Origin of the sequence: Azospirillum sp. A26, assembly GCF_042604635.1 — a bacterium.
Lineage (GTDB): Bacteria > Pseudomonadota > Alphaproteobacteria > Azospirillales > Azospirillaceae > Azospirillum > Azospirillum palustre.
This window is the reverse complement of record NZ_CP170473.1, coordinates 377,775-392,261: the sequence shown is the minus strand read 5'-3', so window position 1 is coordinate 392,261 and position 14,487 is coordinate 377,775. Positions and strand designations below refer to the sequence as shown.

Sequence of the window (14,487 nt, the reverse complement as noted above, 5' to 3'; positions counted from 1 at the left end):
TTGATCGTATGCGACGCCGCATAGTGCTCGGACTGATGTCGGCCGCCGCCGCCGTGGCGGCCCTGCTGCCGCGGACGCCGGCCTTCGCCGCCCGCCAGCCGGACAAGGATGCCGCCTTCCTGGGCGGCATGGTCCGCACCCATGCCCTGCCCCGCTTCGATGCGCTGGTGACGGTGGCCACCGCCTATGCCGATACGCTCGACCGCTTCGCCGCCGGCCCTACCGCCGCCGGGCTTGAGGAGGCGCGCGCCGCCCATTTCAAGGTGACCGACGGTTGGGCCGCCGTGCAGCATCTGCGCCCGGGCCCGCTGACCATGAATCTGCGGGCCGACCGCATGTCGTTCTGGCCGGAACGGCCCGGCGTGGTTCAGCGCCAGATCGGCCAGATCCTGCGCGACCATGACCCCAAGCTGCTGGAGCCCGGCGCGCTGGCCCGCCAGAGTGCGGCCGTCCAGGGGCTGACCGTGCTGGAGCGGCTGCTGTTCGACGAGGGCGTCACCGCCGACGGCTTCACCGGCAGCGATGCCAAGCTGTATCGCGCCAAACTCGCCGCCGCCGCCGCCCGCAACGTCGCCGCCATCGCCACCGATGCGCGCGACGGGTGGAAGGAGCTGGAGGCGCCGCTCGCCGCCGGTCAGGCGACCGTGCTCGGTCCGACCGCGTCCGAAGCCGTGAACACGCTCTATGCCTCCGCCATCACCGCGATGCAGGTGGTGATCGACCAGAAGCTGATGGCCCCGCTCGGCGCGAGCATCGAGGATGCCAAGCCGACGGTGGTGGAGGCGCTGCGCAGCGGCCGGTCGCTGCGCAATGTCGTGCTGAACCTGGAGGGGCTGCGCGCCCTGCTGATGGGCGAGCATGGCGGTCCTGGCTTCGTTTCGCTGCTGCCCGCCAACGACGACGGCGCCACCGCCAAGCAGGCAATCGACGAGAGCTTCGCCGCCGCGATCAGCACTATCGAGGCGATCCCCGGCCCGCTGAACAAGGCGGTGACCGACCCCGCCACCCGCAAGAAGACCGAGAGCGCGCTGCGGCTGGTCAAGGCAGCGCGGGTGGAGATGCTGGGCACGCTGGCGCCACTGCTGGACATCACGCTGGGCTTCAACGAACTGGACGGAGACTGACGATGGCGGTCGACCGCAGGAACATCCTGAGCATGCTGGCCGGGTGGGTTTTCGGGGGACGTGTGCTGTCGGGCGCCGGCCTGTCGGGCGGACTGCTGGCCGTGCTGACGGGCAAGGCCCATGCCGCCGAAGCCGGCACGCTCTACCTCAACGCCTATGCCACCGCCGGGGCGGAGCCGAGCTTTGGCGTCGCCGCGCTCGACCGCACCGGCAAGGTGCTGTTCACCACCGCCACCCCCGGCCGCGCCCACGGCATTATGCCCCGGCCCGGCATGGCGGAGGCCGCTGTCTTCGCCCGCCGCCCCGGCCGCTGGTTCCAGACGCTGTCGCTGGCCGACGGCACCCCCGGCCCGGTGGTGCGCGCGCCGGACGACCGCCGCTTCACTGGCCATGGCGACTATTCCGCCGACGGGCGTACCCTCTTCGTCGCCGAGGACGATGTTCCGCGCGAAGAGGGCGCCATCGGTGTCTATGACGCCACCGACAATTACCACCGCATCGGTGCCATCCCGACCCACGGACTGGGACCGCACGAGCTTATCCTGATGCGCGACGGCACGACGCTGGCGGTCGCGAATGGCGGCGTCATCACCCACCCCGACACCGGCCGGGCCAAGCTGAACCTCGACAGCATGGACAGCTCGCTGACCTATGTCGAGGCGGTGACAGGCAAACTGCTCGACAAGGTGCGGCTGCCGGAAGAGCACGCCAACCTCGGCATGCGCCACATCGCCCTGCTCGACGATGGCGAAAATGCTGGCGGGATCGCCTTCGGTGTCCAGGACGAGCGGCCCATCGGCATGCTCCAGCCGCTGACCGGCGCCCACCGTCCCGGCAGCGGCGCGATCCGCCTGTTCGATACGCCGGAGGATGTGCTGTCGCGCATGCAGGGCTATATCGGCAGCGTCGCGTCGGACGGCAGAACGGTGGCGGCCAGCTCACCGATGGGCGGGATCATCGGGCTGTGGGATGCGGCGAGCGGGGCATGGCTGGGCTCCACCGCGCTGGCCGACGGCTGCGGTCTGGCGCCCAACGGCGACGGCTATCTGGCGACCAGCGGGCTTGGCGTGATCGAGCCGGTCTCGGCGAACGCCGAGGCGGGACCGGAGCGCAAGGCGCCGGCCTTCCGGTGGGACAACCACCTGACGCGGCGGGTGGCCTGACACGAAGCGTCGAAGCGGGGGACATCTTGTGTCCCCCGCTTCGGTATCTCACCCCAGCAGCGCCGCCGCATGGTGGCGCAGATGGTCCTCGATGAAGGTGCTGATGAAGAAATAGCTGTGGTCGTAGCCCGGCTGCATCCGCAGCGTCACCGGATGACCGACCGCCTCCGCCGCGGCGACCAGCGCCTCCGGCTTCAGCTGTGCTTCGAGGAAGCCGTCGCGGTCGCCCTGGTCGATCAGGATCGGCAGCCGTTCGCTGGCGGTCCCGATCAGTGCGCAGGCGTCCCACGCCAGCCAGCGGTCGCGGTCGGGGCCGAGATAGCGGCCGAAGGCCTTCTCGCCCCAGGGCACCGCCGCCGGGTTGACGATGGGGGCGAAGGCCGACACCGCTTTGTAGAAGCCCGGATGCTTCAGCGCGCAGACCAGCGCGCCATGCCCGCCCATCGAATGGCCGGCGACCGACCGCTTGTCGCTGACCGGATAATTCGCCTCGATCAGCGCCGGCAATTCCCGCGTCACATACTCGTGCATCCGGTAATGGCGTGCCCACGGTTCCTCGGTCGCATCGACGTAAAATCCGGCGCCGAGCCCGAAGTCCCAGGAATTGTCGGGGTCACCGGGCACCCCCTCCCCGCGCGGGCTGGTGTCGGGGGCGACGATGGCGAGGCCAAGCTCCGCCGCGACGCGGAAGGCGCCGGCCTTCTGGGTGAAGTTCTCGTCGGTGCAGGTCAGTCCCGACAGCCAATAGAACACCGGCACCGCGGCACCGGACTCCACCTGCGGCGGCAGGAAGATCGCGAAGGTCATCTCGCAATCCACCGCCGCGGACTGGTGCCGCAACCGCTTCAACCGGCCGCCGAAGACGCGGGTTTCCGACAGGGTGGTGAGGGGATCGGTCATGGAAACGCCTTTTGAAAAACGATGGCCGGAAGGCTCCCTCCCCCGGTCCCGGCAAAGGGAGCGAGGGAAAGAGCCGCCGTCACCTCACTGGTTGTACAGGATGACCGAGCGGATGCTCTTGCCCTCATGCATCAGGTCGAAGGCGTGGTTGATGTCCTCCAGCCCCATGGTGTGGGTGATGAAGGTGTCCAGCTCGAACTCGCCACGCAGGTAACGCTCCACATACTCCGGCAGCTCCGACCGGCCCTTGACGCCGCCGAAGGCGGAGCCGCGCCAGACGCGGCCGGTGACCAGCTGGAACGGACGGGTGGCGATCTCCTCGCCGGCGCCGGCGACGCCGATGATGACCGACTCGCCCCAGCCCTTGTGGCAGCATTCCAGGGCGGCGCGCATGATCTTCACATTGCCGATGCACTCGAAGCTGTAATCGACGCCGCCGTCGGTCAGCTCGACCAGCACTTCCTGGATCGGGCGGTCATAGTCCATCGGGTTGATGACGTCGGTGGCGCCGAGCTGCTTGGCGATCTCGAACTTCGACGGGTTGATGTCGACGCCGATGATGCGGCTGGCCTTCGCCATGGTGGCGCCGATGATGGCCGACAGGCCGATGCCGCCCAGGCCGAAGATGGCGACGGTCGAACCCTGCTCCACCTTCGCGGTGTTCATCACCGCACCCATGCCGGTGGTGACGCCGCAGCCCAGCAAGCAGACCTTTTCGAGCGGCGCCGCCTTGTTGATCTTGGCGAGCGCGATCTCCGGCAGCACCGTGTATTCGGAGAAGGTCGAGGTGCCCATGTAGTGGGCGATCTCCTTGCCCTTCAGCGAGAAACGGCTGGTGCCATCCGGCATCAGGCCTTTGCCCTGGGTGGCGCGGATCGCCTGGCACAGGTTGGTCTTGCCGGACAGGCAGAATTTGCACTTGCCGCATTCCGGCGTGTAGAGCGGGATGACGTGGTCGCCGACCGCCACCGACGTGACGCCCGGACCGACCTCCACCACCACGCCGCCGCCCTCATGGCCGAGGATGCAGGGGAAGACGCCTTCGGAATCCTTGCCGGACAGCGTGTAGGCGTCGGTGTGGCAGACACCGGTGGCGACGATGCGGACCATCACCTCGCCGGCCTTGGGGGCCGCGACCTCGACCTCTTCGATCTCCAGCGGACGGTTGGCTTCCCAGGCGACGGCGGCGCGCGACAGAACCATGTGGGTTTCCTTCCCCAAGTCGGATTGGTCCCGAGAACGGGTTTCCCCCGCAGGCGGGTTTGCCAATGAGGATTGGCATTTGATTTCCGCAGTGTAGACCGCGACCGGCCATTGCCAGAACGGCGATTTCGGGAATAGATTTTTGCCGTGTGGGGATAATGGCCGGAAGGCCCTGGGAGAATGACCGTGAGCGGCTGGGACGGCATCGACGAATTCGTGGCGGTGGCCGAAACCGGCAGCTTTTCCCGCGCGGCGGAACGGCTGCGCGTCTCCTCCTCCCATGTCAGCCGCAGCGTGGCCCGGCTGGAGGACCGGTTGCAGGCCCGCCTGTTCTACCGCACCACCCGCAAGGTCAGCCTGACCGAGAGCGGACGCGCCTTCCTGGCCCGCTGCCAGCGGCTGGCGGAGCAGCGTGAAGACGCCTTCCTGGCGGTGGGCGCCTTGCAGGGCGGCAGCGACAGCGACGTGAAGGGGGTGCTGCGCATGACCTGCGCCACCGCCTATGGCGAGCAGTTCATCATGCCGCTGATCAACGACCTGATGGAGCGCCATCCGCAGCTGAGCATCGAGGTGGAACTGACCAACCGGCAGCTCGATCTGGTGCAGGAAGGCTACGATCTGGCGATCCGGCTCGGCCGCCTCAGCGAATCGAGCCTGGTGGCGACGCGCATCGCCCCGCGGGTGATGCATCTGTGCGCCGCCCCGTCCTATCTGGAACGCCACGGCAGTCCGGACAGCCTGACCAGCCTCGGCAGCCACCAGTGCCTGATCGGCACGTCCGACCATTGGCTGTTCGACGACAACGGCCAGGACTGGCTGTTCCGTCCACGGGGCCGTTGGCGCTGCAACAGCGGCTTCTCGGTGCTGGACGCGGCACTGCGCGGATTCGGGCTGTGCCAGTTGCCGGATTATTATGTGCGCGACCCGGTGGCCGAGGGTCGGCTGGTGTCCCTGCTGGACCGCCACCGGCCGCCCAACACGGCGGTGTGGGCGGTCTATCCGCAGAAACGGCACGTGCCGGCCAAGGTTCACGCGGCGATCCGGCACCTGAAGGACGGTCTGGCGCGCCGGCAGGAGTACCGGTGACCGCTCTCAACCATGATGGCGCAGATAGGCGCGCGGGTCGCAGTCCTCCCCAAGCGCCATGGCGCGGGCGCGGTGGATATGCTGCATCAGCACGTCGCGGAACTCCTGGGCCGTCAGGTCGCTCCACTCCGGCGTCTCGTTGGCGAAGGTCATCTGCGCGGCGGTCGCCTCGAACAGGCGCAGCCATTCATCCGCCTTGCCGGCCGGATCCTCGTCCTTGCGGAACATCTCCGCCATCATCTTGGTCATCAGCGTGCCAAGCGCCAGCAGGTTCACATGCAGCAGCATGTTGCCCAGCATCACATCGGGCTTTTCGTCGAGCATGGATCGGTCACTCCAGGCGATGTCATGACCGATCCCACGGGCGGCGCCGCGAAAGCTGGCGCGGATTCTTCGGATAGATAGAAAAAGAAAGGCCCCTCCCCGCGGATGCGGAGAGGGGCCAGTTTCGGGAGGACGCCCGAGAAGAAAGGGATGACGGTCAGGCGTGCGCGCCGGCCTGCTGGACCGCCTGCTTCGGCGCCGCAACAGTGGCGGCGACCGGCTTCTTCAGGATGCGAAGGGCGACGGCGGTCACCACCGTGCCGACCACCAGGGCCACGACATAGCCGAGCAGATGCGTCACCGCGTTGGGGATCGGCAGGACGAAGACGCCGCCATGGGGCACCTTCAGCTCCGCACCCACCGCCATCGACATCGCGCCGGTCAGCGCACCGCCCAGCATCAGCGCCGGGATGACGCGCAGCGGATCGCGGGCGGCGAAGGGAATGGCGCCTTCGGTGATGAAGGCGATGCCCAGGACAGCGGCGGCATTGCCGGCCTCGCGCTCCTCCGCGGTGAAGCGGTCGGCGAACAATTTGGTGGCGAGCGCCAGACCCAGCGGCGGCACCATGCCGGCGGCCATGGCGGCGGCCATCGGGGTGTAGACCTGGGAGGCGATCAGGCCGGTGGAGAAGGCGTAGGCCGCCTTGTTGACCGGACCGCCCATGTCGAAGGCCATCATCGCCCCGATCAGCAGGCCGAGCAGAATGGCGCTGCTGCCCTGCATGCCCTTCAGCCAGGCGCTCATCCAGGCCAGCGCCTCGGCGACCGGGGTGCCGACGACGTAGATCATCAGCAGGCCGGTCAGCAGCGAGCCCAGCAGCGGCAGGATCAGCACCGGCTTCAACCCTTCCAGGTTGCGGTGCAGCTTGATGTGCCGGTTAAGGAAGGCGGTGCCGTATCCAGCGATGAAGCCGGCGACGATGCCGCCGAGGAAGCCGGCACCGATGCTGCCGGCCAGCATGCCGCCCACCATGCCGGGAGCGATGCCGGGGCGATCGGCGATGGAGTAGGCGATGTAGCCGGCCAGCGCCGGCACCATCAGGGCGAAGGCACCCTTGGCACCGATCTGGAACAGGGCATAGCCCAACGTGCCGGCGTTGGATTCCTCGTAGACGTAGATGCCGCCCAGCGCGAAGGCCAGAGCGATCAGCAGGCCGCCCGTCACCACGAACGGCAGCATGAAGGACACGCCGGTCATCAGATGCTTGTAGGGGCCGGTGCGCTGGGCCGAGCGCTCGGCCTTGCCGGCGGCGACGGCATCGGCCAGCGGGGTCGCGCCACCGGCGGCGCCATGCGTCTTCGCCTCGGCCAGGGCACGGTTGACCAGGGCCTTGCCGTCATTGATGGCGGGCTTGGTGCCGCTGAGGAACACCCGCTTGCCGGTGAAGCGGGACAGGTCGATCTGGGTGTCGGCGGCGATCAGCACGACGTCGGCCTCGCGGATCTCCTCGTCGGTCAGCGTGTCGCGCGCACCGACGGAGCCCTGGGTCTCCACCCGGACCTTGTGGCCCAGCGCGGTCGCCGCCTGCTGGATGCCTTCGGCCGCCATGAAGGTGTGGGCGATGCCAGTCGGGCAGGAGGTGATGGCGACGATCCGGCGCGGGCCGGCCCCGGCGGGTGCAGCCGTGGACGCGGCGGAGGACAGCGCCTTATCCAGCACGGCGGCGGGATTGCCCAGCACCTCGTCGAGCGAGGCGGTGCTGCGCTTCAGCGCGGCGAAGCGCCCGTCGTCGAAGTCGCCGCTGCCGACCAGGATCAACCCGTCAGCCGTGGACGGTGCCGCGGCGTCGAGCGGAGACTGGATGCCGAGGCTGGTGCGAATCTCCACCTGGATGCGGTGACCGGCCTTCGCCGCCGCCTTGCGCAGGGCCTCGGCCGCCAGAACGGCCTGGGTGGTAAGATCGCCCGCCGCGATCACGGCCAACAGGGTCGCCATTGTTTCCTCCTGGCGGGTTCAAGCCCGCGCCTGTCACTGCGTTGATTTCAGTCCGATATCTCGGAAATCTCAGTCGATTGGGGTCAGGGCCACCTGGGCGGCGAGCGACCGCACCGTCGCCGGATCGGGCAGGTTGGGGCCGAAGCAGCCGAGCTTGGCGGCGGCGAAGGCCACCGAGAGCCGGGCGACATCCTCCAAACCACCATCCTGCTGAAAGGCGGCGATCAGCCCGGCCACCATGGCGTCGCCCGCCCCGACGGTGCTGAGCGCCTGGACCGGCGGCAGCCGGCCGTGCAGGGCGCGGGCGCCATCGACGAACAGCGCGCCGTCCGCCCCCAGCGACACCACCACCACCGACACGCCGCAGCGATGCAGATCGCGGGCCGCATCGAGCAGGTCGGCGGTCGTCGGCAGAGGCCGGCCGGCCCAATCCTCCAGCTCATGCCGGTTGGGCTTGATGCAGTGGGGCAACGCACCGGTGGAGGCCAGCGCCGCCGCCAGCGGCGCCCCGCTGCTGTCCAGCACGACGCGGGCGCCGGCCGCCGCCAGATCGGCGGTCAGGGCGGCGTAGGCGTCGGCGGGCAAGCCTTCCGGCAGGCTGCCGGCCAGAAGCACCGGCGTGCCCGGCTCCACCAGCCTCAGCACGGTCTCGCGGACGCGGCCGACGGCGCCCGCATCGGCGCTCAGGCCCGGCAGGTTGATGTCGGTCGTATCGTTGGCCGCGAGGTCGGCGATCTTGATGTTGACCCGCGTCTCGCCCGGCAAGCGGATGAAGGCATCGGCGATGCCCTTGTCCTGGAACAGCGCCTCGAACGGCGCGGCGTTGCCGGTGCCGAGCAGGCCGGTGGCGGTCACCGGCGTCCCCCAGTCGGCGAGGCAGCTGGCGACATTCACGCCCTTGCCGCCGGCATTGTGGCGGACCGCCTTGGCGCGATGGACGCTGCCGGGCTTCAAAGCCTCGACCGTGATGGTCTGGTCGATGGCCGGATTCAGCGTGACGGTGACGACGGACCGGGCCGTCTTCGGCTGACCGCTCATGACGCTTCCCCCTCCAGCGCCCGCACCTCGTCGGAGGATTCGCAATCCAGCGCGCGCTGGGCCAGCGCCCGCAGGCCGGCGAGGTCGCTGTCGCGCAGCTTGTCCTTGACGCCGGGGATGTCGCGCGGGGTCATCGACAGCTCGCGCACGCCGAGACCGGCCAGCAAGGCGGCGCCGAACGGATCGCCGGCGATGCCGCCGCAGACGCCGACCCAACGGCCATGCTTTTCCGCCCCTTCCACCGTCAGGCGGATCAGGCGCAGCACCGACGGGTGCAGGCTGTCGGCCTCCGCCGCCAGTTCGGGATGCTGGCGGTCGATGGCCAGCGCGTATTGCGTCAGGTCGTTGGTGCCGATGGAGAAGAAATCGACATGGCGGGCCAGCACGTCGGCCTGGATGGCGGCGGCCGGCACCTCGACCATGATGCCCAGCGGCACCGCCGGAGCGTCCAGCTCGGCCCGGATGCGGTCGCAGACGGCACGCAGCGTCTCGATCTCGCGCAGCGTGGTGATCATCGGGAACATGATCAGCAGCGCGCCCGGCTTCGCTTCCTTCGCGGCGCGGTAGAGCGCGCGCAGCTGCGGCTCCAGCAGTTCGGGATGGCGGAGCAGCAGGCGGGCGCCGCGCACGCCGAGGAAGGGATTCTCCTCATGCGGCAGTTGCAGATGCGGCACCTGCTTGTCGCCGCCGATGTCGAGCGCGCGGACGATCAGCGGACGGCCATCCAGCGCCTCCAGCATGGCACGGTAGGTCTCGTACTGCTCCTCCTCGCTCGGCGCATCGCCGCGTTCCAGGAACAGGAACTCGGTGCGCATCAGGCCGACGCCCTCGCCGCCCTGCGACAGGGCCATCGCCACCTGATCGGGACGGTTGACGTTGGCGCCGATCTCCACCGTGTGGCCGTCGCGGGTGCGGGCGGGCAGGCTGCGCCGCTCCTCCTGCTGGGCCTTCCTGACGCGCTGCTCCTCGATCCAGCCATGGGCGGCGGCGAGGTCGGCCTCGGAGGGCTCCAGATAGAGGCGGCCGGACTGGCCGTCGAGGATGGCGGTGGTGCCGTTGGCGAGCCCGGTCAGCGCGGCACCGCCGGCGACCATCGCCGGCAGGCCCAGCGTGCGCGCCAGGATGGCGGTGTGGGAGGTCGGGCCGCCCTGCGCCGTCGCCAGACCGATGACGCGGCCCATGTCGAGGGCGGCGGTGTCGGACGGCGACAGGTCGTCGGCGACCAGGATGCAGGGGGTGTCCGGCAGGTCGCGGATCGAGCCGCCGCGCAGGTCCGGATCGATGCGGGTCAGCACCCGGCGGCCGACATCGCGCAAATCGGCGGCGCGGCCGGCCAGCACCGGATTCGGGTTGGCGGCGAGCCTGGCGGCACTGCGCTCCACCGCCTCGTTCCAGGACCAGCCGGGACCATGTCCCTCGACCATCAGCTGGCAGGCCAGCGTGATCACGTCGGTGTCGTTCAGCAGCTCGGCCTGGGCGGCGAAAATGCCGGCCTCGGCCGGTCCCAGCCGGCGGGCGGTGTCGTCGGCCAGCGCCTTCAACTGCTGGCGCGTCAGGTTCAGCGCCTCGTGCAGGCGGTTGCCGCCCTCCAGCAGCGGAGCGGGACGGTCGGGAACGGTCAGGTCGGCCTTTGGCATCACGTGCACCGGACCGATGGTCAGGCCCGGGCTGGCGCCGATGCCGGCAATCGCGGGCATCTCGCGGCCGCCATTCGTTCCGGCGGCCGGCGGGGTCCAGCCCTGCACCACAGCCTTCGCCTTGCGCGCCGCGGCGGCGGCATCCGCCTTTTCCCGCGCGCTGAGGCCGGTGATGGTGGCGCGCAGCCGGTTCAGCACCGCGCGGGCGTCTGGCCCGTCGGCGGACACGGTGATGCGGTCGCCCGGACGCAGGCCCAATTGCAGCAGCGCCACCAGCGTCTTGCCGTCGGCGCTCTCTTCGCCGTGACGGACGCGGACCCGGCCGGACGCGGCACGGGCGCTCTCGACCCAGGCGGCGGCTGGGCGGGCATGCAGGCCGGTTGGATAATCGACCACCCACTCGAAGCTCTCGGCAAGATCGCCAACATCGGCGGCGGAGGGGGCCGGCGATGCGGTCTCGTCGGACAGCGCGGCAACGAGGTCGGCGGGGTTGCCGGTGGTGAACAGGGCAGCCAGCCGCGCCTCGTCCTGCATCAGGCGGGTAAGGCGGCGCAGGATGGCGATGTGGGCGTCGGACTGGGCGGCGATGGCGACGACGAGCCGGGCGGTCTGCCCGTCATTCCACACCACGCCGTCCGGCACCTGCAAAATTGCGATGCCGTTGCGGCGGACCAGATTGCGGTCGTCCACCATGCCGTGCGGGATGGCGACGCCATGGCCGAGGAAGGTGTTCGCCACCGTTTCGCGCCGGATCATGCTGTCGGCATAGGCGGGATCGATGCAGCCCGCGGCGATCAGCAGCTGCGCCGCCTCACGGATCGCCGCCTCCTTGCCCGCCGGAGCGGCACCGAGGCGGATCAGATCGGGGGGAAGGCTCAAGGGGTGCGTGTCGGTGAGCATGGCGACCGTATCCTCCGCGGGCTTTTGTTTGTGCTGTTGAACCAAGTGAAAACGATTACAGTCCGGCTGTCAACGCTTGTTGCGTTGCAGCATATGGACTTTTCTGGATGAACGGCTTGTCAGGCGGACAAAAATAAAGGATGTTTTGCCGAGACTGATGGAAACGTTTTCAGAAAATTCCCCGCCCTGGTCATCGTCGGCCCATGCGGCTAAGGTCCCCTCCCCAATCGGGGCATCCCTCCACACGATCGGTCTGGACATGAGCGTCTCGGGAAAAACCGCCGGTATCAAGGACGTGGCCCTGGCCGCCGGCGTATCGGTCGCCACCGTGTCACGCGTGCTGAGCAACGGTCCGGTCAGCGACGCCCTGCGCAGGCGGGTGGAGGATGCGGTGCGCGCCACCGGCTACCGCCCCAACCTGTCGGCGCGGCGGCTGCGCTCGCAGCATTCGCAGACCATCGGGCTGGTGGTGTCCGACATCCGCAACCCCTTCTTCACCGCCGTCAGCCGCGCGGTGGAGGATGCGGCCTACCGTGCCGGCATGCGCGTGATCCTGTGCAACAGCGACGAGAATCCCGAACGGGAGGAGCTGTATCTCCGCCTGATGCAGGAGGAGCGGATCACCGGCCTGATCTTCGCCCCGACCCGGGCGACGCTCGACCGGCTGGACGGGCTGGATCTCGATTTCCCCGTCGTGCTGATCGACCGCAACGCACCGACCGGCCGTCACGATGCCGTGGTCCTCGACAACCCGCGTGCCGCGGCGATGCTGGTGGAGCATCTGCATGCCCAGGGCTATCGCCGCATTGCCGGCCTGTTCGGCAACACCAGCACCACCGGGCAGGAGCGTCATGAGGGCTACCGCGCCGCAATGACCGCCCGCGGCCTCGTCCCGGCGGCCCGCTTTCTCGCCCCCCATGCCGATGCGGCGGAAGAGGCCGTGGTGGCGTGGATGGCGGAGCGCGAGCGGCCGGAGGCCTTTATCGTCAGCAACAGCCTGTTCCTGATGGGCGTGGTCAAGGCCGCCCGCCGGCTCCATCTGCCGATTCCCGACGGGCTGGCGGTCGCCGGCTTCGACAACGAACCCTGGACGGAACTGGTCGGTCCCGGCCTGACCGTCATCGAACAGCCGGTTCAGGACATCGGCCAGTCCGCCATGGCCCTGCTGTTCGAACGGCTGGAGGCGCCGGACCGTCCCAGCCGCCGCCTCATCCTCGGCGGCACCTGCATCGTGCGCGGCTCGACCGCCGCGCGGATGGCCGCGGCCGACTGAAGACACCCATCAATGGCGTCAGGCGGCGGTCCGACGACGCCATGCGGCGGGGCGCAACGGCGCCTCCCCCTCCCCTCCCGTGTGCGACCGGCCCGGCAACGGGCTAATCCCGATGCCGGAAAATGGGCGTCGCCGATAACCGATGCCCGAAAGATACGCTAGGACTCACAATCCCCGCCAACGGATGTTCAAAGAAAAATACTCCCCTGGTGTGTGGGAAGAACAGTTCCGAAAGCGGCGTTGACCCTGAACCAACACCCCACTACCGTCCTGTTTGCAACGCACAACAAAAATGCGCGTCGGATCAAAATAACGGCGACATTTTAAGATTGTTCCTCTTCCCGATAACTTTTGAATTCGTCGGACAATGTTGGTAGAGCCAACTATTTTTCGCCCGCAAAAGTAGGCAAGTGAAAGCCGCTTCAAATCGGGAATGGGGCTGCAATCAAAACAGGAGTTCCAGAACGGCAGGTTACGCAGTGCGCGGATTTCAGGGCCATCGATGGGGGTGAGGGCGCGATGCTGAAGGGTTTGACCGGACGGAAGGCGGCGGCAAAGCGGAACAGCTTCGCCCGGCAAGGCGTGGCGACGGTGCTCGTCACCGCCGCGACGATGGCGCTGGGGCTGCTGACCGGGATCCTGGTCGCCCGCACCATCGGCCCGGACGGCCGGGGGGCGCTGACCGCGGTCCTGACCACCGTACAACTGCTGGGCTGGCTGTTCGGCATGGGCTGCGGCAAGGCGGTCACCTATGCGCTGTCGCGGGACCATGCCGCCGGTGGCCGCCTGCTGAGCACCTGGGCCCTGATCCTGCTGCCGGTCGCAGCGGTGGCGATCGGTGTCGGCTACCTGCTGCTGCCGACGCTGCTGGCGGCACAGCCGGCGGAGACGCTGGCGCTGGCGCGGCTCTACCTGCCGATGATCGCCATGGCCCTGCTGTCCGAGCTGATGCTGGGCCTGATCCTCGGCGATCAGGATTTCCGCAGCTTCAACGCACTGAATTTCCTTCAACCGGCCGGCGTCGCCCTCATCTATGCCGCGCTGTGGGCCACCGGCCGCTTCACGGTGGAGGCCGCCGTCATCGTCCAGGCGGCGATGAGCACGCTGGTGCTGGTGCTGGCGACCGCTCTGCTGGTCCGCCGCCACGGCGTCGGCCGGCCCGACCCGGCGCTCGGCCGGCAGACCGTCTGGTATGCCCTGCGCACCCACGGCGACGTGGTGGGCGGCGTCATCACGCAACGGCTGGACCTGCTGATCATCCCGGCTTTCCTGTCGGCGACGCAGGTCGGGCTCTATGCGCTGGCGACCAGCCTGTCCTGGCTGATCGTCAGCCTGTCCGGGGCGCTCGCCACCGTCGTCATGCCCGCCGCCACCCGGCGGGGACAGTCGGGGCGCGAGCTGGTGCTGAACAGCCTTCAGGCGACCTTCGCCATCGGCGGCCTCCTGGGCGGCGGGCTGTTCGTCTTCGCCGACATCGCCATCGGGCTGGTCTATGGCCCGTCCTTCGCCGACAGCGCGCTGCCGCTGCGGCTGCTGCTGCCGGGCGCCATCCTCTATGCCGCCGCGTCGATCCTGCTGAACGGGCTCTATGCGGAGAACCGGCCCTTCACCGCCACCCTGGCCAATCTGCTGGGCATGGTGGTCACGCTGGCCGGACTGCTGCTGTTCCTGCGCAGCGGCGGGATCCTGGCGGCGGCCATCGTCTCCACCGTCGCCTACACGCTGGTGTTCGCCACCGCGGCGACGCTCTACCGCCGCGCGACCGGACTGCCCTGGCGCGTCTTCCTTCCCGACCCGGCAATGCTCGCAGCCTTGCCGCGGCGCCTGTTCGACAAGCCGGCCCCGGCGACAGCCACCCCGGCCAGCCCTACAGGCAAGTGACCGAACCCATCGGACATTCTTT

Annotated in this window: 12 protein-coding genes; 5 read left to right on the top strand and 7 right to left on the bottom strand. The window is 69.1% G+C overall.

Going from position 1 to position 14,487, the window contains the following annotated elements:
- The first annotated feature begins 8 nt into the window (after window positions 1–8).
- Window positions 9–1,124 (top strand): imelysin family protein, encoded by a 1,116-nt coding sequence (locus ABNQ39_RS16315; RefSeq protein WP_376961677.1) that lies wholly within the window; start codon window positions 9–11, stop codon window positions 1,122–1,124.
- Window positions 1,125–1,126: 2 nt separating this feature from the next.
- Entirely contained in the window at window positions 1,127–2,287 is a 1,161-nt protein-coding gene (locus tag ABNQ39_RS16310; protein WP_376961675.1) for a DUF1513 domain-containing protein, read from the top strand.
- Between the two features lie 48 nt (window positions 2,288–2,335).
- Here the strand turns inward: ABNQ39_RS16310 and fghA are convergent, their stop codons facing one another.
- Together fghA and ABNQ39_RS16300 are read right to left on the bottom strand one after the other, a co-directional pair.
- Window positions 2,336–3,187, bottom strand: a complete 852-nt coding sequence (gene fghA / locus ABNQ39_RS16305; RefSeq protein ID WP_376961673.1) for an S-formylglutathione hydrolase — start codon at window positions 3,185–3,187, stop codon at window positions 2,336–2,338.
- A gap of 84 nt (window positions 3,188–3,271) precedes the next feature.
- The gene (locus tag ABNQ39_RS16300) at window positions 3,272–4,390 is read right to left on the bottom strand and encodes an S-(hydroxymethyl)glutathione dehydrogenase/class III alcohol dehydrogenase (RefSeq protein ID WP_376961671.1); all 1,119 of its coding nucleotides are present in this window, start codon (window positions 4,388–4,390) and stop codon (window positions 3,272–3,274) included.
- A gap of 180 nt (window positions 4,391–4,570) precedes the next feature.
- Between ABNQ39_RS16300 and ABNQ39_RS16295 the strand changes: the two genes are divergently transcribed.
- Complete coding sequence (locus tag ABNQ39_RS16295) at window positions 4,571–5,476, top strand: LysR substrate-binding domain-containing protein (protein WP_376961669.1); 906 nt, start codon at window positions 4,571–4,573, stop codon at window positions 5,474–5,476.
- Between the two features lie 6 nt (window positions 5,477–5,482).
- On the opposite strand, the gene ABNQ39_RS16290 is transcribed toward ABNQ39_RS16295, so the two are convergent.
- From ABNQ39_RS16290 to ABNQ39_RS16270, 5 genes are all read right to left on the bottom strand, one after another.
- On the bottom strand, window positions 5,483–5,800 hold the full coding sequence (locus ABNQ39_RS16290; protein ID WP_109049076.1) for a hypothetical protein: 318 nt from the start codon (window positions 5,798–5,800) through the stop codon (window positions 5,483–5,485).
- A 157-nt stretch (window positions 5,801–5,957) separates the two neighbouring features.
- The gene (locus tag ABNQ39_RS16285) at window positions 5,958–7,736 is read right to left on the bottom strand and encodes a fructose-specific PTS transporter subunit EIIC (protein ID WP_376961667.1); all 1,779 of its coding nucleotides are present in this window, start codon (window positions 7,734–7,736) and stop codon (window positions 5,958–5,960) included.
- Between the two features lie 69 nt (window positions 7,737–7,805).
- Window positions 7,806–8,774, bottom strand: a complete 969-nt coding sequence (pfkB, locus tag ABNQ39_RS16280) for a 1-phosphofructokinase (protein WP_376961665.1) — start codon at window positions 8,772–8,774, stop codon at window positions 7,806–7,808.
- Window positions 8,771–11,311, bottom strand: a complete 2,541-nt coding sequence (gene ptsP, locus ABNQ39_RS16275; protein ID WP_376961663.1) for a phosphoenolpyruvate--protein phosphotransferase — start codon at window positions 11,309–11,311, stop codon at window positions 8,771–8,773. The genes pfkB and ptsP overlap by 4 nt, the downstream gene beginning before the upstream one ends.
- 69 nt (window positions 11,312–11,380) lie before the next feature.
- Window positions 11,381–11,572 (bottom strand): hypothetical protein, encoded by a 192-nt coding sequence (locus ABNQ39_RS16270; protein WP_376961661.1) that lies wholly within the window; start codon window positions 11,570–11,572, stop codon window positions 11,381–11,383.
- Between ABNQ39_RS16270 and ABNQ39_RS16265 the strand changes: the two genes are divergently transcribed.
- Window positions 11,571–12,584 (top strand): LacI family DNA-binding transcriptional regulator, encoded by a 1,014-nt coding sequence (locus ABNQ39_RS16265; RefSeq protein ID WP_376961659.1) that lies wholly within the window; start codon window positions 11,571–11,573, stop codon window positions 12,582–12,584. The two genes, ABNQ39_RS16270 and ABNQ39_RS16265, sit on opposite strands and share 2 nt — an antisense overlap.
- 519 nt (window positions 12,585–13,103) lie before the next feature.
- Window positions 13,104–14,465, top strand: coding sequence for an oligosaccharide flippase family protein (locus tag ABNQ39_RS16260; RefSeq protein ID WP_376961657.1), 1,362 nt, complete (start codon window positions 13,104–13,106; stop codon window positions 14,463–14,465).
- Window positions 14,466–14,487: the final 22 nt, after the last annotated feature.